This window comes from Streptomyces tanashiensis (assembly GCF_014648895.1).
Taxonomy (GTDB): Bacteria; Actinomycetota; Actinomycetes; order Streptomycetales; family Streptomycetaceae; genus Streptomyces; species Streptomyces tanashiensis.
Genome location: NZ_BMRZ01000002.1, coordinates 45,269 through 68,898, shown reverse-complemented (window position 1 = coordinate 68,898; position 23,630 = coordinate 45,269). Strand labels below are relative to the sequence as shown.

Here is a 23,630-nt window from a genome sequence, read left to right as displayed (position 1 = left end):
AACCCGCCGCTGACCCGCTGGAGGTGCCGGTCGGCTGTCACCCGCGGGCTCGTCGGGGCAGGGTCAGTCTTTTGTGTCGTTGGGCATGATTTTGGTGATTTTGCCGGTGGGGTCGGTTTCGATGCGGCCGCTCTGGTTGTAGGTGTTCGAGACGTAGATCGACATGTGTTTGGGGTCGCCGAAGGTCGGGTCGTCGCCTGTGACGAGCAGGTACCGCGTCGCGATGTCTTTGACGTTCAGTTCTCTGTCTGCTCGTTTCAGCAGGGCGGGGAGGGCGTCCCAGTTGAACTCGTCCATGCTGAAGGGGCTGTCCATGGGGCCGACGCTGCCGCTGGTGATGCCCTTTTCGGGGCCGGTTTCGGGGCGGTAGGTCCAGTTGTCGTAGCGGCTCTTGCTGCCCTTGACCATGACCTGGGCCGAGACGTGTTCGGGGTAGACGGTGAGGTCGCACACCTGGTTCGTGCCCGTGGCCTCTTTCAGCGCCTTGAGCGCCGTGCGGATGCCGTCCGGGGTCAGCAGGTTGCGCACGGCCGGCTTCCCATGGCCGTCGCCCGTGTTCGCAGGCACGTCTGCCGCGTTGGAGGCGCTGGGGGCGGGAGTGCGGGCGCCGGACGTGGTCGGGCCGGGGGAGTGGGCGCCCTGGTTCTCGGAGCCGCCGAGACCGGGGATGAGATTCCACGCGAGGAGGCCTGCCAGCACCGTCGCGGCGACGGCGGAGCCGACGGCGAGTGCGCGGGCACGACGCCGGGCCCGTTCGGCGTCCCCAGGCTCGTGCGACCCGTGCGACCCGTGCGACCCGTGCGGAGCGATCGGCGGCACGCTGTCCCACGGGGTCGGGCCCGGTGTGGGGTGGGAGGTGGGGCCGGCCGGATAGGACGTCGGCCTGACGGAGGGGTGTGCCGTCCCTCCGGGCGGCCACGCTGTCGCCGGGCCGAAGCCGGTCGCGGGCGGGGTCGCCGGCGCAGGTGCGGTGGCCGTCGCGGGCGGCAGGAGGTGGTAGGAGGTGGACGTGGCGGAGTCCGGGACGGTGCCGGGGGGCGCGCCTTGGGCGGCTGCGGCCAGGAGTGCGTCCAGAGCGGCGGCGTCGGGCCGCGCCGTAGGCTCCTTGACCAGGACGGCGGACAGCGCTGTGGTGAGCGCTCCTGCCCGGCGCGGCGGCGGCAGTGGCTCGCTGAGGACTGCTGCCAGTGTGGCCAGCGTGGATCCCCGTTGCAGCGGGTGCGCGCCTTCCACGGCGACGTACAGCAGCATCGCGAGCGACCACAGGTCGGACGCGGGGCCGCCCTCGTCGCCGGAGATGCGCTCAGGTGCCATGTAGTCGGGGGTTCCGATGATGGAGCCGGTGGCGGTCAGTGCGGTCGATTCCCGGATGGCGGCGATGCCGAAGTCGGTGAGCACGGGACGGCCGTCGGGCCGCAGCAGCACGTTGGCCGGCTTCACGTCCCGGTGCTGGATGCCGGCGTCGTGCGCGGCCCGCAGCGCGGCGAGCAGTTCGCGTCCGAGTCTGGCCGCGGGGAGGGGTTCCATGGGCCCGATCGCCAACCGGTCCGCGAGCGAGCCGCCGGTCACCAGTTCCATGACGAGCCAGGGGTAGGTGTCTTCGCCGGCGTCCACGATGTGGTGGATGGTCACGACACCAGGGTGCTCGACCCGAGCGAGCGCCTGTGCCTCGCGCAGCACACGGTCGCGCAGCATGCGAGCCGCCTGCGGGTCGTACTCGGCGAGCCCCGGGTCGGGTGGGCGCACCTCCTTGAGGGCGACGGCCCGGTCGAGCACGATGTCCCTCGCACGCCACACCGTGCCCATCCCGCCGCCGCCGAGCCGCGCCTGGAGCTCGAAGCGACCGTCGATCACCCGTCTGCCGGGCTCCGAGTCGTTCATGGGCGGGAGCCTACGGGGCATCGGTGACACGCCGCAGAGCGGGTGGCGGATGGCACCCCCGGTTCTCTCCTTGACGCCCCTTGACGAGGGGCCGGCCACCGGGGTGTGGCGGTCGCACCACTACGGGTGTGACCCGCATGGGCCTTGACCAGCGGCGACAAGTCCCCGGCGACTTCTCAGTCCGCGCCTCGCAGCACCAGAGATACCGCTCGGGCGGCGGCCGCGCCTGTCACAGTGCAGGAGGCGCTGCTCCGCCGCCTGCTGGCCATACCTGCAGCAGAGAGTGCTCGGCGACGGGCTCGTCCTCGTCCCGACACCGTCGGGGCAGAGCTCCCGGCCTCGGGCGTGGAGGCGCATGCGGTAGCCGCCCGGGCCGTCGAAGGCGAGGTCGATCTCGTAGGCCTCCACGTCGTCGTCCTCTTCGTCGGGCCCCATGCCGACGGCAAGGTGGGTGACTCCAGTGGTGGAGGTGTGGTCGAATCCGGCGCTGTGCTCCCACTGCAGTGAGTCGTCCGCATCGAGTGGGCTGGGCGACAGGTCGAAGGCGATCATGGCCGTCCCCGCACTGATTCGAGTGACCGCGACGGCATGGTTGTGCCCGCCGGCGACCAGGCCGTTCCATGGCTTAGCCGATGAGGTGGGGGTCGCGGGCACGGAGCACTGTCTCTTGAGTGGTGCCCCGCCAGAAGGCAGCCGCCGCGAGGCCGCCGGATTCCGGCCGACCGAAGCAGACTTCGACCTCGCGCGCCGGATCGACGCGATCGTTGCCGCACACCAGACACTCCCGCCGGACTGACCCCGGGTACGGCGAAGCCGCCCCCTTCCGCCTGAACCGGAGGGAGCGGCATTCCTTGTTCTCTGGGCGGACGACGACCCGACGGGCCGGCCGCGACCATCGTGGCGGCGACGCCGGGCTGAGGCGAGAGGGCACTACGCCGGGCTCGGTCGATCTCCTTGCTTGAACCCGAGCGCCTGGGCTGCCGCTTTCCAGAAGACTCCGAGCGCCTGATCGCGCCGGACAAGCGCTTCTCGGATTGACGCGGAGACGGCCTCATCGATGTCTGAACGGCGGTCATCACCGTAACTACACCCGCTGCCGCATCCCCGAGCCGGTCAGCTTCCCCGCCCCGTGCAGGACGGTCCCGGCTGTCCCATGTCCGTCACGACAACCAGATCTGCTTCCCCGCGCCCCGGCTCGCCCGCCTCGACCGCGACCGGGTTCCTCGCTGCCACGAGCACCGGCGCGGTCCACGACACAGCACGGTCAGGTTGCGGGCGAACCCCCCGGAGCACACATGCCCGCCTCGCGGAACCACCACGCCCCTTTCGCACTCTGTCTGAGCGACAGCAGAGCATCGTGAACGGAGGCCGCCATGAACCGGCGCACCCTGCTCGCCGCGGGCACCGGCTCCGCGGCGGCCGTCGCCTGGGCGAGCAGCACCGGGGTGAGGGCCGCGCCCGGCAGCGGTCCCGCCCCTGTCACCGCCGGGCAACGACCCCCGGGCCCCGCATCCGCCGCGGCCGGCGGACGTCCGGTCGCGCCGCGCGCCGCTGACTGGTCCGCGCTCGACAGGGGCCTTCAGGGCGGTCTGATACGTCCGGGGGACGCCGACTACGCCACCGCCCGCCAGCTGTACAACACCCGCTTCGACGGTCTGCGCCCCGCCGCCGTCGCCTACGTGTCCCACACCGCGGACATCGCCGAGTGCCTGGCCTTCGCACGCCGCCACGGTACCCCCGTCGCCATCCGCAACGGCGGGCACTCCTACGCCGGTTGGTCCAGCGGCAACGGACGCCTGGTCATCGACGTCTCCGCTCTGAAATCCGTTCGCAGCGGCTCCGGCAGTGCCGTCATCGGGGCCGGTGCCAAGCTCATCGACGTCTACACCCAGCTCGGCGCACGAGGCGTCACCATCCCTGGCGGTTCCTGTCCCACGGTCGGCATCTCCGGCCTGACGCTCGGGGGCGGTCACGGCGTGGTCTCGCGCGCCTACGGGCTCACCTGCGACAACCTCACCGGCGCCCGCATCGTCACCGCCGACGGCAGGACCCTGGAGGTGTCCAAGGACCGGGAGCGCGACCTGTTCTGGGCCTTGCGCGGCGCGGGAAACGGAAACTTCGGCGTCGTCACCGAACTGCGGTTCCGCACCCACAGGGCCGCCGACGGCGTCACCGCGCACATGACCTGGCCCTGGTCCAAGGCCGCCGCCGCACTGCGCTCCTGGCAGGAGTGGGGCCCCGCCCAGCCCGACGAGATCTGGTCGGCACTGCACCTGTCCGCCGTCGCCGGCCGGACGCCCACCGTCTCCATCAGCTGCTTCTCGCTCGGCACGTACGGCGCCTTGCAGAACGCCGTCGACCGACTGGCCAACCGTGCCGGCGGCCCCGGCGCCGCCTCCCGCATCACCATGCGCCGCCGCGGCTACCTCGACACCATGCGCATGTACGCGGGCTGCGCGACGAAGACCACCACCCAGTGCCACCTGCCCGGCACAACCCCAGGGCGGCAGCCCACCGGCGTACTGCAGCGCGAGACGTACGCGGCACGCTCGGACTTCTTCAACCGTTCACTGAGCACGGCCGGCATCCAATCACTGCTCGCCCAGGTCGAACGCCACGGACGCAGCAGCAACAGCGGCGCCGTCTCCATCGCGCTCACCGCCCTGGGCGGCGCGGTCAACCGCGTCTCCCCTCAGGCGACCGCCTTCGTACACCGCAACTCACGCTTCCTGGCGCAGTACACCGCATCCTGGCCCGCCGGTCGCACCGCCGGGCCGGCGACGGCCTGGCTGGAGGGCACACACACCGCGATGCGCCGGCACGCCTCGGGTGCGGCATACCAGAACTACACGGACGCCAATCTGAGCAACTGGCGCTCCGCGTACTACGGCTCGGCCGCTCACCGACTGGCCGAGCTGAAGAGGCGCTACGACCCGGACAGGACGTTCGACTTCCCACAGGCTCTGTGAACCGACACGAGGCCCCGCCACCCAGCGGCACCTCGAACCACCACCGCCGCAAGCTCGGTGTGCGCTGCCCGGCCCCGCGAGGCCTGTCGTGTCCTCGGAGAAGGCACGGGCGCGGGGACGGTGCCACCGAGGCAGCGAAATCAAAAGGGGACGCAGCGGTAAAACACCAGCACGAGACGTCGTGGCGGAGTCGGTCGCCCGCCTGGTGGAGGTGAGGGCCTGGGTCGCTCGCGCGGCGGGTTCACCACCAAACTCCACCTGAGCGCGGACGGCCGCTGACGCCCGTTGTGTCTGATCGTCACCCCAGGCCGGCGGGCGGACTGTACACAGTTCGAGCCGTGATGGAGAAGATCCGAGTGCCCAGACCCGGGCCGGGGAGACCGCGTGTGGCTACAGAGGTCTCAAGCGAGAGCGTTCGTCGGTGGGTTCTGGCATCACTCGACGTCCGGAGAACGCGTGAGTGTCGGTGAGACGTGAGAGCAGCTGAAGTGGTGCGCGCTCTCGGCGATCACGTGTGGAGGCGGTCGGCCCGTGGCAGGATGGCGGGATGTTGATCCGAAAGGCCGATGCCGCGTAGGCGCCGAAGGGGCTGCGCGCGAAGCGTTGGCGGCCCAGAAGAGGTGTCCCGGTTCGCCGGATCGGCGGTGTGTCTGCCGCGACTCGTGTAGCGATCCGGAAGTTGGAAGAGGACAGGCTGTGGCCGGGGGCTGTAGTCGCTGCCCCGGGCCGAGTGCCAGTGGTATCTGGAACAGCCAGGGCGCGTGCTGCCGGATCCGGTGATGGCCTGCGAGTGCTGTGATCCTCTGGTGGCGAGAGACCGCCTGGAGGACGTGTTGCTGTGGCTTCCCCAGGGTGCTCGGGCGGACCTAGGCAGGCTCGTCGCCGGGCTCGATGCCGAATTCGACCGCCGGACTGTTCCCCTCAGCCCTCACCTCACGCCGGCACGCCCGTGGGGTGCGTGCGGGTGGTGGCGTCGGCGTCTCATGGAGAGCTGAGGGGCCAGGTGTTCCTCGTTGAGAGCGTGGACGTGGCCCTCGAAGATCGCCTCCTGCCCGGCCGACGCGAAGCCGCTCGAAGATCCGCTTCACCATGTGGCGCTGTTTGCGCCGCGCGTCCAGGTCCGCTCGGAGCATCTCGTCGATCACCGGCTTGAACGGATCCAGCCGGGTCGCCCTCGGCGGAAGCGGCCTCCGCGGCTCGTGTCAGGCCGGCGACAGCGCCTTCTGCACCGTCAGGAACCCGACGTCGTACTTCTGCTGAAGGGCACGGCTCGACAGGCCCTGAAGCGAGTCACGGCGGATCGCCGCGTACAGATCGACCTCGGACTTCGGCAGCACCTGGGCCCCCTCGTTGTACAGGGCACAACCATGATCCCGAAGCAAGCATCCAGATGCTCTCAAACTCGGCGGCATCACTCTCCCGTGGAAGAGAGCGCTCTCGCTCCAGAGCTACAGGCGCTCTCGTAATGCGGTTCTGGCACAGATCTTGGGGAGCAATCACAGAGAGTGATGGACTTTCGAAAGTGTGCACGAAATGACTATTCGAGGGTCAGGTAGTCACGTGACGGATGAACAAGCTCGATCCACGGCGACCTCGTGCCGATCGCCGTGGATCGCCAGCATCGCCCAGTGCCCGGCATCGTCGTGAAAGATCAGTCCCCGGTTGGCCGCTTCGGCGGGTTCCCCATGCCAAACGTCGGACAATTCCCCACCGTCTCACGCCCCGCCGCTGAACGGTCAGGTCGACCGTCGGGGTTCAGAGTGAACGTCAGTCGAGACGAGCGTCGAGCTCAGTCGCTGCGGTGCGCGCGCGAATGCGGTGCGCGGTCCGCAGTCCCTGCTTGGCGGCGGTTGCCACGAGGCCGCCGAGTGTGGTTCTTGCGAGGTCGTGGGCGGCGAGGTGTTCCAGTACTGGCAGGGCCCGGTCGTCGGCCGTGGAGCCGAGAGCACGGCAGGCCAGTGCTCGGAGGTCCGGGTCGGGATTGGTGGTGAGGGCGATGAGGTCGTCCACCACCGGCGGGCCGAAGGCGGCAATCGCTGAGGCGAGATAAGTGGCCTTCGGGTTCCGGCATTCCATCATGGCCTGCCAGAGCCCAGCGAGTGCCCGATCGCCGCCGATTTGACCGAGCGCCAGGGCGGCCCTGCTGCGTACCCAGCTCGTCTCGTCGTTCAGCCGGGCTGTCAGGGCGGGCACGGCGGCGTGTTCCTCGAAGAGACCGAGCGCCTCGCAGGCACCCTCGCGAACCATCGGATCGGGATGCTCCAGCAGGGCGGTGATCAGCGGAACGGCTCGGTGGAAGCCGAGTTCGGCACAGGCGAGCGCCGACCACCGCACCCCGCGGTGCCCGGTGTCGGCGAGTGCGCGCAGTAGGCCCGGTTCGACGCTCGCGTCGCCGAACAAGGCGATCCGGTTGAGTACCTTGGTCCAGACGGTGACATCCTGCGTCCGGTGGTCGGCGGCGACTTCGGACAGGGCCGCCCTGGCCTGCGGATGGCCGAGCTCGGCCCACTCCAGCAGCGCGTCGATCGCCCGCAGCCGGATCGTGTGGTTCCTGCTCAAATCGGCGGCGTGGACGGTGACTAGGGATGTCGGACCGTCCGGCGGGTGGTCGAGTGCGTCCCCAATCGGGCCGGCGAGCGATGGTTCGAGCTCGCCCAACCACAGGGCCAGTGGGCCGATTCGGGTGCCGACGTCCGCGTCGTAGCGGCCGTCGCCCCGCAGGTTCGCGGCCAGCTTGGCGACCGTACGGAACAGCAGCTGCGCGCGGTCCGATGGGGAATCAGCGAGGGCACCGAGTCGGCCGGACATCGCCGCGGTGACGGCGGTCGGCGGGCGACCGGTGGCCTCCAGGACCGCCTTCGCCCAGGCAAGTGGCTCGCCCTGACGCTCGTAGAGCTGGCGACCCCACAGGCGGAGGACGGCGTCACGGTGGTCGCTCATCCCAGGATCGTTCCAGCAGGGAACACCGACAGCCAACGGGTTTTCCTCGCAGTCGGTCGGGTGCGCCGTCGCCGACCCATCCGCCCTACACAATCGAACACTCAGACCACGCTCCGTGACCGCTCCCCAAGATCTGTGCCAGAACCCGTAACTCACCGACAAAGCCACCGCGTGTGAAGCCGGAAAGCCTTGCTGCCGACAAGGCATGCAGCAACGGGCTCCGCCGCAGGTACCCGCGGCGCCGAGGAATCCGCCACGCGATCCCGGAGAAGACCGACAGCCAGACCGCCCGCCTCCCCAAAGGCTCACCCGGTGGCCGGCCGCCTGGTTTCGACGAAGAGCGGCACACGAAGCGCAACACTGTCGAGCGGACCATCAACCGCCTGAAACAGTCCCGGGCGGTGGCCACGCGCCACGACAAGCGCCGTCACGTCTCCCTCCGGACCGCGACCACCGCAGCACTCGTCATCCGGCTGCGAACATGATCGGCCGGACAGGTCCCGGCCTTCGCGCGAGCGCGGCCACAGGGGACCATGCGGCTCGTCCGGCCGGGCCCCGAACCCGGTGGTGCCCTCATCTCGGGCGGTGTGCCGATGGGTATGTCGCGGGGCGAACGCCAGGGCAAGGAGGGCTGATTCCGGCCAAATTCCCGGTGCTCCCGTAACGCCCGGCAACGTGTGGGTAGCGTCTGCGGTCATCACCCGGCCGGGGCGTGTGACTGGCCGGCATCGTCCAGAACAGAGGGAGCGGGTACCGATGCTGACTGTGGAGACGTCTCTGAAGGAGGCGATGACCTCGATCGAGGGGAGCGTGGCGGTCGCGCTGGTCGACTACACGAGTGGCATGGCGCTGGGAACGCTGGGCGGGGGCAAGGACCTCGATCTGACGGTGGCCGCGGCGGGCAACACCGATGTGATCCGGGCGAAGGTCCGCACGATGGAGATGCTGGGTCTCAAGGAGGACATCGAGGATGTGCTGATCACCCTCGGCAGCCAGTACCACCTCATGCGGCTGATCAGGGGCCGCGGGGGCAACGGCCTGTTCCTGTACCTCGTCCTGGACAAGGGCCGGGCGAACCTGGCCATGGCCCGGCACCAGCTCAGGCGCATCGAGACGGAACTGGAGCTGTAGCCGCCTCTTTGTTTCCCGGCTCCGCATGCCCACGAGTTGAAAGAGTCTTCAACTCGTCACATCTGAATGTGATCAGGTCAGGGCAGGCAGAGCCGGGAGGCAGGAGGATGGCCGGAGCTGCCACGGTCGAACCGCGGGATAGGAGTGTTGTCGCATGCAGGTGCCGCTGTACCAGGCCAAGGCGGAGTTCTTCCGGATGCTCGGGCATCCCGTCCGGATCCGTGTACTGGAGCTGCTCCAAAACGGTCCCGTACCTGTACGCGAACTCCTGAACGTCATCGAGATCGAACCGTCGAACCTCTCCCAGCAACTCGCGGTACTGAGACGGTCCGGCATCGTGATCTCCATCCGTGACGGCTCCACCGTCAGCTACGCCCTCGCCGGCGGCGACGTGGCGGAACTCCTGCGCGCCGCACGGCGCATCCTCACCGAACTCCTGGCCGGACAGAACGAACTCCTCGCCGAACTCCGACACACCGACAGCTCGGAGCAGGCAGGAGCCTCGGCTTCTCCCCCTCAGGGGATATGACCCCCGGCCGCTGGGGCCGTTGAACATGTGGATGCCCTCAGAACACATGGATCCGGAGCCGCTGGGCGATCGAGACGACCATGGTTGAGCCTCGTCCCCCCGGCCGCCGGCCGTCACGGAGGCCGCCGAGTTGCTCATCGACCAGATCGCCGCGACGGTCCGGGCCGGTGATGATCCGGCGACCCGGGCCTGCCGGCCCAGCTCACCCGGATTACCGATGCCGCTGTACTCCTGCGACTGCGCCGACGCCTCTACAGGGACGTGACCGGCTGACCCCGTCAGAGGGGCGCCGCCCCTTCGGCGCGCTGACCGACTCCCGGGTACGGGTGAGACCGGTGAAGATCGCACCGCTACGGTACGGAGCGCCGTGTACGTTGCGCCGGTCGGAGCGTTCCGATACCGGACCTGGTCGATGATCCCGTCCGCCTCCGCAGGCCATCCACGCGGAAGCAGCCACCCGAATCACCGACCGGCTGCTCCCCGGACGCGTGGGGATGGCCCTGCGCATACCCAGCAGCCGCCGGCGATCGACGCGTGCTCCCTGCTGGACGGTCCCTACGACGTCCCCGGCGACGACATGCCGGTCTACTGCTCCCCGCACGCGCGGGGAAGGACCTCCGCCTCCCCGAACCCCGAACTCGATCCCAGGGTCGCGGCCGAATGCCCCGAGCTGATCCAGCCGAAGAGCTGACGACCGAGCCTGCCGCGCACCTGAACTGCATGACCCGCTCACGACAGCTGAGGCAGCGCTGCTGGATCAAGGCGAACAGGTCGGCCCAAGGGCGGCGGGCTTAACCGTGGTGTCGGTCGGCTGAGCGCTCGGCCGGCCGGAGCCGCGCATTGGTCGACCGCTGTGAGAGCGGAGAGCAGGCCGGCGGACGGGGCGTGGTCACGCAGGCGTGCCGAGCGGCGGGTGCTCGAGCACGCGGGGCTTGTACTCGACCAGCTGGATGCTGTTGTCGAAGGTGCGGTGCTCGATCATCTCAAGGGCGACATCCGGATAGCCGTCGTAGATGCGTTCTTCGCCCGTGGCCCCGGTGATCACCGGGAACATCACGACCCGGAAGCGGTCGACGAGTCCGGCCCGTAGCAGGGACCGGCACAGGGTGAGGCTGCCGATCGTGCTGAGGAGCCCCGAGCCGCTCGACTTCATGGCGCGGACCGCCTCGACGGCGTCGCCCTGGACGAGCGTGGAGTTGGCCCACGTCAGTGGCTCCTGAAGGGAGGAGGAGAACACCACCTTGGAGGCCTGCGTGAGCTCGTCGACGGACGCCTCTTCCTCGGGCCTGAATTCGTCTTGGCCCTTGGGGACCTCGCCTGCGGCGAAGCCCGACATCAGGCGGTAGGTGTTCGCTCCCATCAGGTAGGTGGCCTCGGGCTGCTTGCTGAGCCATGCGAGGTACTCCGGGCCCTCGAGGCCCCAGAACCCGGGCCAGCCCTCTCCCGATGCGTAGCCGTCGAGGGAGGTGATGAAGTCGACGAGAAGCTCTGACATGGCGGTGTCCTTCCTAGGGGGTGTCACGAGCTTGGGCCGGCCGGGAGACACAAACTCGTCGGCCGCGCTGTGGAGTAACGAGAAAACTTATGAGGCTGCAGCCGATCAGGTCAGCGGAGTGGCCGGCTGCTGGGAGCGGCCGGCCACCCTGGAGCCTGACGTGGCAGGGCCCTCTGGCCGCATAGGCAAGCCGTACGCGCCTGACCGGGAAAGGCCGTGGTGACGACCAGGTTGTTCTGAGACGCCATGAACACGGGCGGCCGCGGCGGCGGTCCGTCCCGGATGGCGGTGTGTCACCTCTGCCCCTGTGGGCGGTACGTCGAATGGGGGGGCCATCGTGGGAGCCCTCTCCTTCTTCACCACGTCGACTGCTGCCGTGAACAGGGCCACCCCAGTCGCTCGCGCTGCCCGTCGGACAGGGCCGCCCACACCTCGGGCTTGCGCTGCCGGGCGAGCCCTCATGGGGAAACCACACGAAACGGCCCCACCCCGGCAGTGCACGAGAGCCGCCCCCCATCCCCTTGGGGTGGTGGCTCTGTCCATGAGAACGGACAGCGAATGTTCACCACTTCGGGAGGCACCAACGATTCGAACGGTGCGCGCCCTAAGGTGCGCAGGACGGCCCGCTCAGTCCCACCATTCGTTGCCGGCGTGCCAGCGTCGCACCCACTCCTCGAAGCCCCATGCCTGGTCACCAGGCGCCGGAATGGCGCCGACGTCGGCGATCATCCACACCTCGCCGCGGCGGGTGCCGGTGGTCAGCAGGAGCCAGAACGACTGCCCGTCTTCTGACCCGAGAACGACGGATCCCTTGTTGAATGCGGCGTCGATCCGTGGGTCCTCGGCGTCGGCACTCTCATCGTCCTCCCAGGGCCAAGCCGACTCTAGAGGGAACGGTTCTCCTGGCTGTCGCGGGCCGAGGTCAGGCCACGTGTCGGGCAGCCAGCCGAGCGGCTGGAGACCGCCGTCGCCGGCGGGTCCCAGGCTGGACCCGTTGCTGACCTCCGCGATGAAGGTCCTGTACGGCTCCGGGAGGACCACCCCGTTCTCCTGTTCCCACTCCACGACGGCTTCATATCCGAGCGCCGGCTCTCGCCATTCCGGCGGAAACGCAGAGCGCAGAAAGCCGAGGGCGGCTTCGGCAGGGCGCTGATCATGTGTGTCTGCCACGGCAGCATGCTGGCAGAAGGGGCCGACAGCCCATCGCGGCCGCCTCACCCCAGAGCCCCGCGCCGCCCCACGTCATGAACATCGAACAGGGCCGGGGCAGATGCCTTCTGAAGTGATGAATTCGCTGTCCGCTCTCATGGACAAAGCCAGGGTGGGGAACCCAGAGGGGCGGCTGCGGTGCGGGTCCCGACACGGTTGCGGGGTTCAGCCGGCGAACCCCGGAACCACCAGGCCGGATTCGTACGCGATCACCACCGCGTGGGTCCGGTTCTGTGCGCCGAGTTTGGTCAGCACGTTCCCGACGTGCGTCTTGACCGTCTCCAGGCTCACCGTGAGCGACTCCGCGATCTCCGGGTTGGACAGGCCGGTGGCCATCAGTCGCAGCACCTCCTCCTCCCGCCCCGTCAGCGCCGCCCTGGGCAGGGCCTCGGCGGAGTGCAGCGGCCGGGGTGCGATCATGCGGCGCAGGGTCGTCGGGAAGAGGATCGCCTCGCCCGCCGCCACCACCCGCACCGCCTGCGCGATCTGCCGGACCGGAAGCCGCTTCAGCACGAACCCGCTGGCGCCCGCGCTGAGCGCGGCGGTGACGTAGTCGTCGTTCTCGAAGGTGGTGATCACCACGACCTTCGGCGGTTCGGCCGACCCGGCGAGGAGGAGCCGGGTGGCCTCGATCCCGTTGCGGCGCGGCATCCGTACGTCCATCAGGACCACGTCCGGACACAGCCGCCGTGCCTGCTCGACCGCCTCGACGCCGTCGGCGGCCTCGCCGACCACCGCGAGCCCCGGCTGCGCCGCGAGCAGGGTACGCAGACCGCTGCGGGTCACCTCGTCATCGTCCGCGATCAGGAGGGTGACGGGTGTGCCGTCGGTGCCGGTCATGGCGAGACCCGTACGGGGAGGTGGACGGCCAACCGCCAGTGCCGCGGCCCGTCCGGGCCCGCGTCGATCTCGCCGTGCAGCAGTCGCACGCGCTCGGCGAGGCCGGGCAGGCCGTGCCCGGACGTGGGGAAGGCGCCCGGCCCCATGCCCGTACGCGGCCCGTCCCCGGTCCGGTTGACCACACCGAGCTCCAGCCGCTCCGGCGTGGCCGCCACACGGACCTCGACCGGACCGCCCGCTCCGTGCCGCATCGCGTTCGTCAGCCCCTCCTGAAGGATCCGGTAGGCCGCGCGGGAGAGCGTCCCCTGCACCTGCGCCGGGTCCCCCGACAGCTCCAGCTCCACCACCGCGCCCGCGTGCCGCAACCGGTCGAGCAGCTCGGGCAGATCGGCCAGGGTACGGGTCGGCGCCGTCTCGGCCTCTCGTTCGCGCAGCACGCCGAGCACGTAGTCCAGGTCCTCCAGTGCGGCCCGGGACGCCTCCTCGATGCTGCGCAGAGCGGCCCGCGCCGCCACCGGGTCGGCGCAGAGCACCTCTCCCGCCACCGCCGCCTGGATCGTGGTCGTCGTGAGCGTGTGCCCGATCGAGTCGTGCAGTTCGTGGGCCAGTCGGTTTCTTTCGGCCAGGCGCAGTTCCCGCTCGGCCGCCAGCACGAGCCGCTCGGCCGAGGACGGCCCGAGCAGCCGGGGCGCCGACCAGCGCAGGGCCTTCGTCACCACCACGCACACGCTCGCCGCGAGCAGCAGGCAGCCGAGCGCGACCGCCCAGCTCTGCCAGCCGCCCTCCACCCGTACCGTCCGGCCGAACAGGCTCAGCCCCATCTCGGCGCCGAGCCAGCCCCCCGGAAGGGTCAGGCCCGCGAACAGCAGCACGCCGCTCGCCAGTGCTCCCGCCCATCCGAGCGCCACGTGCAGCAGCAGCCAGAGAGGAGTCCGCCAGCGATCCACGCGGGACGGCACAGCGCCCGCCGGACCGTCGCCGGGCCGCCTGCCGCGCGCACGTACGGCGACAGGCTCGGGCAACGACACCCTCAGCAGCCGGCGGGCGGAGACGACCAGCACCCGCCGCGTGGTGCGCGCGAGACCGACCAGGCCGATCAGCGCCGCCCAGCCGAGCAGGACCACGACGATCTGCACGCCCTCGGGAGCCGAGCGCCACGCCAGCGCCGGCAGCAGCGCGAAGGACAGCAGAGGAAGGCTCGCCAGGGCGGCGCCATAGGCGAACAACGCACCCGAGTACGTGGAGCGGCGCAGCAGCGGCCGAAGTCCCTTGATCATGATCGGCCAGTATGTACCGGCGGCACACGCGCGGCCTCCCCCGATCGGGGGAGCACGTTCTCCCGCTTTCCCGCGATGCGCGCCAAAGCCCCGGAAATCCATGATCGTGCCCTGCCCGGTCGACGGGCGGCTCAGCCGACAGCACCCCACGATTCCCCTGGAGTTGACCATGCGTGAGCAGACCTGGCACGGGCCTAGTGCCTCCACGACGCGGCGCCGCACAGCGCTGGCGACCGCGGCCGCGGTGGCCGTCGCCGTCATGACCACCGGCGCCCTGACTCCGCCCACGGCATCCGCCGCCGCCCGGCCGGACACCGTCCAGCAGGGCCTGGACGCACTGGTGCGCGACGGCCAGCCCGCCGCGCTGGCGACCGTCCAGGGCCCTGACGGCCGCACCCGCACGTACACCGCGGGCGTCGGCGACCTGACCACCGGTGCGAAGGTGCCCAGCGACGGCCAGGTGCGGATGGGCAGCAACACCAAGACGTTCGTCGCCGTCGTCGTTCTGCAACTGGTCGGCGAAGGGAAGATCGCCCTCGACGCCTCCGTCGACACCTACCTCCCGGGCCTCGTACGCGGGAAGGGCAACGACGGCCGCCGCATCACCGTCCGTCAGCTCCTGCAGCACACCAGCGGGCTTCCCGAATACGGGGCGGACATCAGCGACGACGAGATCGCGCACCGGTACTTCGAGCCTCGCGACCTCCTCGACATCGCCCTGAAGCACAAGGCCGAGTTCCGGCCCGGGACGAAGTGGAGCTACAGCAACACGAACTACGTCCTGGCCGGCCTCATCGTCCAGAAGGTCACCGGCCGCCCCCTCGCCGAGGAGATCGACCGGCGCGTCGTCCAGCACCTCGGGCTGCACCACACCTACTTCCCCGCCCCCGGCGACAGGACCATCAGGCAACCCCACCCGAAGGGCTACCGCGTGATGCCGTCGGGCGAGCTGCGCCAGTACACCGAGATCGACCCGTCGGCAGGCTGGGCGGCGGGCCAGATGATCTCCACCAACTCCGACCTCAACCGCTTCTTCACCGCGCTCCTCGACGGCGACCTCCTCCCGCCCGCCCAGCTCGCCCAGATGCGCACCACCGTCCCGGTCGGCGACACCGGCGCCCACTACGGCCTGGGCCTCATGAGCAGGAAGCTGTCGTGCGGCGGCGTCTACTGGGGCCACGGCGGCGACATCGTGGGATACGAGACCCGCGGCGGAGCGACCGACGACGGCTACGCCGCGAACATCGCGGTGACGAGCATCCCGGCCGACATCTCGGGCACCAGGCGCGTCGAGACCGTCGTGGACACGGCCCTCTGCCACCGCTGACGCCGCCTCGCGCCGCTGACGCCGCCTCGCGCCGGGGGATCGCCTCGCACCGGTGGCCGGCACACGAGAAAGGCCCCTGACCAGGCATCAACCTGATCAGGGGCCCTTCCCACGCAAGCCGACAGACGAGTCGGGCCCCTCGCCCGCTGCCTGCGACCACTGTCTCCACGACGCCGGCACTCCAGCCCGAGCGGATGCCTCAAAAGGGGCATGCCGGGCCGGCTTCGAGAAACTCGCGCGCGCAGTCCTGCAGCGGTGACGCCGGTGGGGAAATCCGGTCGACGGGCGCCCCGAGGCACTGTGATGGCTCCGACTGCCTGCCGCACGGGGCGGGCCGACTGCAGGAGCTGCTCTTGGCAACCGGGAGAATCACAGACGCCCGTCCCGCGATTGATGCCGCGCTGGTCAGGCGCCTGGTCGATACACAGTTCCCGCAGTGGGCCGAGCTGCCCTTGGAGTTGGTCGACCCGGCCGGCTCGGACCATGTGATCTACCGGATGGGCGAGGGGCTGTCCGTCCGGCTGCCCCGCCATGCCGGTGCCATCGGACAGGCCCCAAAGGAGTCCGAGTGGCTGCCACGGCTCGCCCCGCACCTGCCACTGGCCGTCCCCGTGCCCGTGGGGGTGGGCGAGCCCGGCTTCGGCTATCCGTGGCCTTGGGCGGTCTCCCGCTGGCTGGACGGCGAGGTGGCGACTGCAGAGGCACTGGGCGACTCGTCCGAGGCCGCTGTCGAACTGGCCGGGTTCCTGACCGCTCTCCAACGGTTCGAGCCCGGGGAGATCTCGGCCCAGGGTGCCCGCGAGGACCTCACCGCCCGGCCGCTGGTCGCACGGGACCGGGCTACGCGGGCCGCCATCGCAGAGGTCGACGGCCCGTTCGACACCGCTGCCATGACCGAGCTGTGGGAGGCGGCGCTGAGCGCCCCCGATGGGGACGGCCCACCGGTCTGGTTCCACGGCGACTTCCATACCGGCAACCTGCTGACCGTCGACGGCCGCCTCAGCGCGGTCATCGACTTCGGCGGACTCGGCATCGGCGACCCGGCCTGCGACCTGATCCTCGCCTTCACCCTGATGTCGGCCGGGAGCCGGGCCGCATTCCGCGCCGCGCTCGGCGTGGACGACGCCACCTGGATCCGGGGCCGCGGCTGGGCGCTGGCCACCGGCCTGAACGCCTACACCTCCTACGCCGCCGTCAACCCCCGCATCGCCGCGCAGACCACCCGTCAGATCACCGAGGCCCTCATCGGCTAGGCGATCGGGACAAAGGCACACCGCTTGCGCTGATCGCGAGCCGCCCAGGGAGTCGTCCCGCCACGAGCGGGCCCAGGTCGCCGGCCTCGCCCTGCGAGGCGGCGTTCCGGACGCGACACTAAGACCGTGGGCCTGATCTTCTTCGACGACGGAAGGATGACGCGGGGCGTATACGACGCCGCGAGCCTGAGTGCGAACCCGCAGGAGGCAGGGGAGGGCATCTCGCGGCTGCTCGCCCCCGTCGTCCCGCATGACGCGCTGAGCCTGATGGGCACGGATCCCGTCTCGGGCCCTCTGCTGGGCGGCTTCAGCTTCTGCCACGGGTACGAGCCCGCGTTGGTGAGGGCTCTCGTCGTGCACCGGGACGTGGAGGGGGACCCGCACCGGCCGGTCGGCCGAACGGGGGCGATCGAAGCAGGCGAGCAGCCGGACAGCGGTGACATGGACCGGCTCCTGGCCGAGCACGGGGCGGGATCGCAGCTGCGGCTGTTGCTGGCCGACGCGCGGGGGGTGTGGGGTGTGCTCCGGATGCTGCGGTCGGCGGGGGGCCGTCCGTTCGGCGAGGAGGACGCGCGGCGGGCGGTCCGGCTCCGGCCCGCGCTGGTGGAGGCCCTGCGCCGCTACGGGACGTCGGGCCCGCTGTGCCCGGAACCCGATGTGCCGGCGCTGCGGCCCGGGGTGGTCGTGGTGGGTGCCGACCACCGCGTCAAGGCGGTCAGCCCGCAGGCGCGGGCATGGCACGACCAATGGTCGACGGGGAGCGGGCAGGCGATTCCCCCGTGGGTGTCGGACCTCTTCTTCGCCGGTCTTTCCCTCGCGGCCCGAGCCGATGCCCCAAAGGCCGCCGCGCCGGGAAGCGGAGTCCGGGGCGTCGGCACCCATGGGGCCGAGTCTCCAGCACCGCTCGTGTGCCTGCCGCCGGCCGTCTGCGGCAGATGGCTCACCTGTCAGGCCGAGCCCCTCGACGCGGACGGCACCGGCGATGTCGCCGTCGTCGTCCAGGGCGCCACGGCCGACCTCGTCGTCCCGTCGTTCTGCGCGCGGTACGGCCTGACCGCCCGGGAGCGCGACGTCGTCGCCGAGCTCCGTGAGGGGGCGGCCGTCAAGCAGATCGCCCGGCGCCTCGGCGTCTCCCCGTACACGGTCAACGACCACCTCAAGGCCGTGTTCCGCAAGACGGGCGCCTACGGCCGGGACGACCTGATCACAGCACTGACCCGCTGACCCGCAGCCGCGCCGGCCCGCAGCCGCGCCGGCCCGCAGCCGGTGGCGGCAGCCGGCAGCCAGCAGTGCTGCCCCGCCCCGTCCATCCCTCATTTCAGGGACTCCCCTCGCCCCGGATCCGGCCCACGCTGGAATAAGAGTCCGATCCTCGGTCTCGGCGCACCCCGCAAGGAGTGATCTCTCATGGGTAAGTGGAACGCCGAGTGGTTCACGGTGCCGGGCACGGCCGTCTTCGACCCGGGCGGGCAGGTCACCTCGGTGTCACGCTCCGAGGGCCAGGTCGATCTGTTCACCGTCGGGTACGACAGCCGCGTCTGGACCCAGTTCTGGAACCAGGCCGGCTGGCACAGCGACTGGTTCCCCCTGCCGGGCGCCGCCGTCTTCGACAAGCAGTCCGTCTCCGTCGTCTCCCGCGACGAGCGCCATCTCGACCTGTTCGTCGTCGGATACGACAGCCGCGTCTGGACCCAGTTCTGGAGCGCCGACAACGGCTGGAGCGGCGACTGGCTCCCGGTCCCCGGCGCCGCGATCTTCGACAAGCAGCCCGTCGCCGCGGTCTCCCGCGACGAGCGCCATCTCGACCTGTTCGTCGTCGGATACGACAGCCGCATCTGGACCCAGTTCTGGAGCGCCGACAACGGCTGGAGCGGCGACTGGTTCGCGCTCCCCGGTGCCGCGGTCTTCGAGAAGCAGGCCGTCGCCGCGGTCTCCCGCGACCGCGACCATCTCGACCTGTTCGTCCACGGGTACGACAGCCGCATCTGGACGCAGTTCTGGTCCGCCGAGACCGGCTGGCACGCCGACTGGCTGCCGACCCCCGGCGCCGCCCTGTTCGCCGCACAGTCCGTCTCCGCGCTCTCGCGTCACAGCGGGCGACTCGACCTGTTCGTCATGGGGTACGACGACCACGTCTGGACCAGTTCCTGGAGCGCCGACTCCGGCTGGCGCCCCGACTGGTCGCCGGTGCCGGGCCAGGCCGTGTTCGGGGGCGGCCGGAGCATCACCCCGGCCACGCGTACCGCCTCGCACATGGACCTGTACGTCATGGGCAACGACAACCACATCTGGACGACGTACTGGGTCGACACAGCAGGCTGGGCCCCGGAGTGGTTCCCGGTGCCCGGACAGGCCGTCTTCGACAAGGCCCAGCACATCACGGCCGTCTCCCGCCGCCCGGCCCACCTCGACCTCTTCGTCCTGGGGTACGACAGCCACGTCTGGACCACGTACTGGAACCACCGGTCCGTCCAGTTCCGGCTCCGGTACTTCATCGAGAAGGAGTCGACGGACGACGTACTCCAAGGAGCCAGCGACGAGGTGTACATGTCCGCGCTCGGCGTCGACTCCTCATCGGTCCGCGTGCAGCCGGACGGCACATACAGCGCCCCCGTCCTGCACGGCAGCGAGATCGGGGACGTCTCGGACGACGACGTACGGGACCGCTGGCGTGATCACCCCCACGTGCTCATGGAGTTCGACCTCGACGAGGACGGTCCCTGGCCGCGCTCGTACACCACCACCCTGGTCCTCATCGAGCACGACAACGGCGACCTCAGGGACGGGTTCGACGCTCTGTACGCCGCCTTCGGCAAGGAGATCCGGTCGGCCATCGTGAGCGCCGTCGAGTCGGCGGGAAGGGTCATCACCGGGGCCCTCATCTCCAGCGCGATCGGCGCACTGGCCGGGGCCGTCTTCGACGCGGTCAACGAAAGGATCCGATCGGGCCTGGCGGACGAGTCGTTCACCCCCATCCCGCTCACCCTCACGGTCAACGATCCGGACCACTTCGCCAGGCACCCCCTCGTGGGCACCCAGCTCACCCAACGAGTCGAGCAGTTCGGAGGCGTGTACGAGATCCTCTACGACTGGAACGTCACGTGAGGACACCACCACTCAGGACAGCCGTGCCCCATCGACAGGGGCACGGCCAGGACGTCTCAAGGGTGGGTGTGCCGGCCGCCCCGGACGAGGATGGGGATCGTCCGGGGTGTCCGGGGCGTTCAGTGCTGAGTCTCACGCTGTTGTCCACGGACCTTCTCATTGAGATGTCTGGAAGCGGTACTCGAATCTGACCTGATCCACTGTTCGTTGAGGGGCACCTGGCGAGACATCGGGTGAGAATCTGTGCGGCTCTCTGATGAGAAGTGCCTGTTCGCTGTAGTGAGATTCGGTATACGACGCCTCCTGTGACCTGCGGTGATCGTCTGCGACGGCTTCGTGAGCGACTCAGCCCCATCAGCTACGGACCGGCGGGGATGAGCAGGGTGTGGTAGGAGCGCACAGGGCCGAGAAGCGCGTGGTCGGTACTCCGCTGTCGTAGGCCGATGGACCCCCGCTTGGGCAGGGCTGAGATCCGCGTGTTGTCGTGGACGACGGCCCACGGCGGAGCACCCCTGCTGGCGCGGGGCGTAGCGTGACCCGGTGATGGTCGCGGACTGGGTGTCTGGAGCACTCCCGTTGGCGCGGGACGTAGTGGTCTTCTGGACGGTGTTGAGGGCGACAAGGGCCGGAACACCCCCCGCTTGCGCGGGGCGTAGGAACGTCTCAGCGTCGCACTGCCCGGCCCTGCCGGAACACCCCTGCTGACGCAGGGCTGAGGGCCGAATCAATGCGCACCGGATGTACGAGAACGGAGCACCCCTGCTGGCGCGGGGCGTAGCGCATGTACGGCCTGTGGGCCGACAACTGGGACGGACCACCCCTGCTGGCGCGGGGCGGAGGACGAGGAGGGACGCGGGACGGACTTCTCGATCGGAACACTCCTGCGTGCGCAGGGCATAGTTGTGGTCGGCCTGATCGATCAGTTCCCGTGTCAGAACACCCCTGCTGGCGCGGGGCGCAGTAGGTCTTCTAGACGGTGTCGAGGGCGACGAGGGTCGTAGCACCCCCGCTTACGCGGGACCGACTCCTCCAGCGACCAGTGCGCGCGGCCGGTCTGCGGAACACCCCCGCTGGCGCGGGGCGTGGCAGTCGGAGGGAGTGATGAGATGGACACCGGCCGGACCACCTCTGCTGGCGCGGGGCGTAGGCTGCTTCTGACTGTGCGAGGGACCCGCACTGCGGACCACCCCTGCTGGCGCGGGGCGTAGTGAGCGTCGGTGGCGAGGTAGCGGTGACGCCCCGGACCACCCCTGCTGGCGCGGGGCGTAGGCTGCTTCTGACTGTGCGAGGGACCCGCACTGCGAACCACCCCTGCTGGCGCGGGGCGTAGGCTTTCTGAACTGGCCTTTTGTTGTGGCTTTGCGTGCTCTTCGCCGTTGAACTCCCGGCTTGTGTACATCATGCCATGAGGTGACCGGCGCACGTAGGAGCATCTAGCGAGCGTGCTGGCGGGTACCGGGAGGCGGCGCCTCTGTGGGGGGACGATGTTCCGGGCACGCTTGGTGTTGCTGCTGGTCCCGCCCCAGTGTCGGAGCTCGGTGCCACACTTGCGCACTGCGAGCTCCTTGCAGAGGACACGCCGAGGTGTTCTGGCTTTACCAGCCCCGATGTTTGAGAGGACACGGTTTCGTGCATGTGCGCGTTTTGACAGCTGACTTCAGTGTTGCCGATCACGAGTTCCGGGGCATCAGGCACGATGAACATCGCCCGGATGATCGTCCCAGTGGAGTCACCGTGGCCAAGGAGGCTGAGGCAGACTTGCCCCCATTCACGTGGTGGTAGGGCTTGGATTTACCACGACCACGTCCGGCAGTCCGGAGCACCCCTGCTTGTGTAGGGCTTTGGTAGTCCGGGACGGTCGCACACCCTGGCAAGGGATCACCCCTGCTTGCACAGGGCGTAGAAGTTCCACCGCCGGACGAGGAAGGCGGAGGCCGCAGCACCCCCGCGGACGCGGGGGACGAGAGTTCACGTAAGGGTTGTCCCGTAAGCAATCTCCGGGTCGCCTCGGGCAGGGTTGATCATGGTGAAGCTCGTTGGTTTATCCGGTGAGGGCGAGGTTGTGCATCCGGGCGATGCCGAGCATGGCGTGGTGGATGCCGTCGCCTTTGAGGCGGCAGTCGCGGAGGATCTTCCAGGTCTTCATCCGGGCGAAGACGTGCTCGGCCCGTGCCCGCACCTGCTTGTGGGACCTGTTGTGATCCTCTTTCCAGGTTGGGAGTTCGGTCTGGCCACGCTGCCGGCGGTGCGGGATGACGAGCCCGGTGCCCGGGTAGCCGCCGTCGGCGATCGTGAGGGTCCTGCCGACGGCGGCCTTGGCACCGGACTCCTCCCACGCCTTGCAGTCGTTGCGGTTCCCGGCGAGCGGCCGACCGACCACCACGATCAGGCGGGTGTCGGCATCAATGACGACCTGATGGTTGGTGGAGTACCGATAGTTCTTCGACCGCTCCGCGATGGTCTGGTCCCGGGTGAGGACCAGGGTGCCGTCCACGATGAGCACAGTGTTCTTGGCGAACCGCTTGCGGGGCCGGAGCCCGAGCAGGGGGCTGAGGTGGTTGATGAATCGGCCAGCCGTGGACTTCGAGACGCCGAACAGCGGAGCGAGCTGCCGCAACGTCAGATTGGTACGCCAATAGGCCGTGACCAGCAATACCCGGTCCTCCAGCGGCAGGCTCCACGGCCAGCCTCGGTGGACTGCATCTGCTCCATCGCGCCGCAGCGCGGTCAGAAGTTTGCCGAAGCAGCGCGGGCTCAGCCCCGTGAATGGGGCTATCCAGACACCTCACGGCGCCAAGCCGTCAAGACGGGGCAGCGGGCACGAACTCGCTGTTCGATTTCGAGGGCCCTGCCGGTGGTCATCAGAGAGCGTCCTTCGTGTGGCCTCGGGCGAAGTCCCATGGGGCGGGTGCATTGGCGGCCGCGTACTCGTCTGCGATGCCGAAGACGCTCCCGCATCCTGGGCATTCCGCCTGGCCGAACAGGTGCGTCAGGCCCCAGGCGAGCCGTTGCTGGCCATCCCGTACGGCCGACTCGTGCAACATCCTCCCGGTGCCGGTCAGCTCGTGAGGGACGGCCGGCCGGAGCGGGACCTGGTGGACATCCCCCAGATTCCAGTCCCGGATTGAGGAGTAGCAGCCGTAGTCGCCGACCGCGATCGTCACCGGTGCGTCGCAGTGCGGACAAGCGACAGTGACGAAGGAATCGGTGAAGTCGTCCAGGGCCTCGAACCACAAGGGCTGGCCGTCGAACGCGAGCATGGCCCGCAGCCGGCTCAGGTAGATCTTCCCGTCCAGGCCAGACCGCAGCCGGGCGGCGGCCATGGCGCGAAGCTCGGCCAAGGTCTCCGCGCAGCGGGCGACTTCTTCGTCGGCGCCGTGAGGTTGAAGGAGGCCACCCGCTATGGCTCCGGCCAGATCGAGCGCCCAATCCCCGGCGTCCTCGGTCTTCGCGATGTCCGCCAGCTGCGGCAGTGCGGCGATGCTCGCCGGGGTGATCGTCCCCTGGTGGCACAAGCGCCCCCAAAGCCGGTCGATGGCCTCCTGTTCACGACCGATGGCTCGGCCCAGCAGCCTGGGTATCGCGTGTGCCGGGCCGTAGGCATCGTGGAGTGTGGACCAGTCGATCATCCGGTGATTCAAGCACGCTGCGGAGCGACCGCCGGGGGCGGTGAG

The 23,630-nt window shown here is 69.8% G+C and carries 17 protein-coding genes; 8 read left to right on the top strand and 9 right to left on the bottom strand.

The window, feature by feature from the left end; translation table 11 throughout:
- Positions 1-63: 63 nt before the first annotated feature.
- A complete protein-coding gene (locus IE237_RS05855; RefSeq protein ID WP_189800741.1) occupies positions 64-1,881 on the bottom strand; it encodes a serine/threonine-protein kinase in 1,818 nt (605 codons plus the stop codon).
- A gap of 1,373 nt (positions 1,882-3,254) precedes the next feature.
- Here IE237_RS05855 and IE237_RS05850 point away from each other — a divergent pair.
- The gene (locus IE237_RS05850) at positions 3,255-4,850 is read left to right on the top strand and encodes an FAD-binding oxidoreductase (RefSeq protein WP_189800740.1); all 1,596 of its coding nucleotides are present in this window, start codon (positions 3,255-3,257) and stop codon (positions 4,848-4,850) included.
- 1,202 nt (positions 4,851-6,052) lie between these two features.
- On the opposite strand, the gene IE237_RS41285 is transcribed toward IE237_RS05850, so the two are convergent.
- Both IE237_RS41285 and IE237_RS05845 read right to left on the bottom strand, forming a co-directional pair.
- On the bottom strand, positions 6,053-6,187 hold the full coding sequence (locus IE237_RS41285; RefSeq protein ID WP_268253677.1) for a hypothetical protein: 135 nt from the start codon (positions 6,185-6,187) through the stop codon (positions 6,053-6,055).
- 430 nt (positions 6,188-6,617) lie between these two features.
- On the bottom strand, positions 6,618-7,790 hold the full coding sequence (locus tag IE237_RS05845) for a HEAT repeat domain-containing protein (RefSeq protein ID WP_189800739.1): 1,173 nt from the start codon (positions 7,788-7,790) through the stop codon (positions 6,618-6,620).
- Positions 7,791-7,963: 173 nt separating this feature from the next.
- On the opposite strand from IE237_RS05845, the gene IE237_RS05840 reads away from it, so the two are divergent.
- The 3 genes from IE237_RS05840 (at position 7,964) to IE237_RS05830 (ending at position 9,450) form a co-directional block, all read left to right on the top strand.
- On the top strand, positions 7,964-8,275 hold the full coding sequence (locus tag IE237_RS05840; RefSeq protein ID WP_189800738.1) for a transposase: 312 nt from the start codon (positions 7,964-7,966) through the stop codon (positions 8,273-8,275).
- A gap of 271 nt (positions 8,276-8,546) precedes the next feature.
- Positions 8,547-8,921 carry a hypothetical protein gene (locus IE237_RS05835; protein ID WP_189800737.1) on the top strand — a complete coding sequence of 125 codons (375 nt, stop codon included), beginning with the start codon at positions 8,547-8,549 and terminating at the stop codon, positions 8,919-8,921.
- Positions 8,922-9,075: 154 nt separating this feature from the next.
- A complete protein-coding gene (locus tag IE237_RS05830; protein ID WP_189800736.1) occupies positions 9,076-9,450 on the top strand; it encodes an ArsR/SmtB family transcription factor in 375 nt (124 codons plus the stop codon).
- An 889-nt stretch (positions 9,451-10,339) separates the two neighbouring features.
- On the opposite strand, the gene IE237_RS05825 is transcribed toward IE237_RS05830, so the two are convergent.
- From IE237_RS05825 to IE237_RS05810, 4 genes are all read right to left on the bottom strand, one after another.
- A complete protein-coding gene (locus tag IE237_RS05825; RefSeq protein ID WP_189800735.1) occupies positions 10,340-10,945 on the bottom strand; it encodes a dihydrofolate reductase family protein in 606 nt (201 codons plus the stop codon).
- A 627-nt stretch (positions 10,946-11,572) separates the two neighbouring features.
- Positions 11,573-12,115 (bottom strand): SMI1/KNR4 family protein, encoded by a 543-nt coding sequence (locus tag IE237_RS05820; RefSeq protein WP_189800734.1) that lies wholly within the window; start codon positions 12,113-12,115, stop codon positions 11,573-11,575.
- Positions 12,116-12,319: 204 nt separating this feature from the next.
- On the bottom strand, positions 12,320-12,994 hold the full coding sequence (locus IE237_RS05815) for a response regulator transcription factor (RefSeq protein ID WP_189800733.1): 675 nt from the start codon (positions 12,992-12,994) through the stop codon (positions 12,320-12,322).
- Positions 12,991-14,271, bottom strand: a complete 1,281-nt coding sequence (locus tag IE237_RS05810) for a sensor histidine kinase (protein WP_189800732.1) — start codon at positions 14,269-14,271, stop codon at positions 12,991-12,993. Before IE237_RS05810 ends, IE237_RS05815 begins: the two co-directional genes overlap by 4 nt.
- Before the next feature lie 169 nt (positions 14,272-14,440).
- Here IE237_RS05810 and IE237_RS05805 point away from each other — a divergent pair, with 169 nt between their 5' ends.
- From IE237_RS05805 to IE237_RS05790, 4 genes are all read left to right on the top strand, one after another.
- Positions 14,441-15,598 (top strand): serine hydrolase domain-containing protein, encoded by a 1,158-nt coding sequence (locus IE237_RS05805; protein WP_229842317.1) that lies wholly within the window; start codon positions 14,441-14,443, stop codon positions 15,596-15,598.
- A 353-nt stretch (positions 15,599-15,951) separates the two neighbouring features.
- Positions 15,952-16,851, top strand: a complete 900-nt coding sequence (locus tag IE237_RS05800; RefSeq protein ID WP_189800731.1) for an aminoglycoside phosphotransferase family protein — start codon at positions 15,952-15,954, stop codon at positions 16,849-16,851.
- Between the two features lie 126 nt (positions 16,852-16,977).
- Positions 16,978-18,075, top strand: a complete 1,098-nt coding sequence (locus IE237_RS05795) for a helix-turn-helix transcriptional regulator (protein WP_189800730.1) — start codon at positions 16,978-16,980, stop codon at positions 18,073-18,075.
- 183 nt (positions 18,076-18,258) lie between these two features.
- Positions 18,259-19,956, top strand: coding sequence for a PLL family lectin (locus IE237_RS05790; protein ID WP_189800729.1), 1,698 nt, complete (start codon positions 18,259-18,261; stop codon positions 19,954-19,956).
- A gap of 2,041 nt (positions 19,957-21,997) precedes the next feature.
- Here the strand turns inward: IE237_RS05790 and IE237_RS05785 are convergent.
- The gene (locus IE237_RS05785) at positions 21,998-22,732 is read right to left on the bottom strand and encodes a transposase (protein WP_189801559.1); all 735 of its coding nucleotides are present in this window, start codon (positions 22,730-22,732) and stop codon (positions 21,998-22,000) included.
- 85 nt (positions 22,733-22,817) lie between these two features.
- Complete coding sequence (locus tag IE237_RS05780; RefSeq protein WP_189800728.1) at positions 22,818-23,585, bottom strand: hypothetical protein; 768 nt, start codon at positions 23,583-23,585, stop codon at positions 22,818-22,820.
- Between the last annotated feature and the right edge of the window lie 45 nt (positions 23,586-23,630).

Coding starts and splice junctions, on each gene's coding strand:
- IE237_RS05855 (WP_189800741.1), bottom strand. CDS start 1,881: ATGAACGACTCGGAGCCCGGCAGACGGGTGATCGACGGTCGCTTCGAG.
- IE237_RS05850 (WP_189800740.1), top strand. CDS start 3,255: ATGAACCGGCGCACCCTGCTCGCCGCGGGCACCGGCTCCGCGGCGGCC.
- IE237_RS05845 (WP_189800739.1), bottom strand. CDS start 7,790: ATGAGCGACCACCGTGACGCCGTCCTCCGCCTGTGGGGTCGCCAGCTC.
- IE237_RS05835 (WP_189800737.1), top strand. CDS start 8,547: ATGCTGACTGTGGAGACGTCTCTGAAGGAGGCGATGACCTCGATCGAG.
- IE237_RS05830 (WP_189800736.1), top strand. CDS start 9,076: ATGCAGGTGCCGCTGTACCAGGCCAAGGCGGAGTTCTTCCGGATGCTC.
- IE237_RS05825 (WP_189800735.1), bottom strand. CDS start 10,945: ATGTCAGAGCTTCTCGTCGACTTCATCACCTCCCTCGACGGCTACGCA.
- IE237_RS05815 (WP_189800733.1), bottom strand. CDS start 12,994: ATGACCGGCACCGACGGCACACCCGTCACCCTCCTGATCGCGGACGAT.
- IE237_RS05810 (WP_189800732.1), bottom strand. CDS start 14,271: ATGATCAAGGGACTTCGGCCGCTGCTGCGCCGCTCCACGTACTCGGGT.
- IE237_RS05805 (WP_229842317.1), top strand. CDS start 14,441: ATGCGTGAGCAGACCTGGCACGGGCCTAGTGCCTCCACGACGCGGCGC.
- IE237_RS05790 (WP_189800729.1), top strand. CDS start 18,259: ATGGGTAAGTGGAACGCCGAGTGGTTCACGGTGCCGGGCACGGCCGTC.
- IE237_RS05780 (WP_189800728.1), bottom strand. CDS start 23,585: ATGATCGACTGGTCCACACTCCACGATGCCTACGGCCCGGCACACGCG.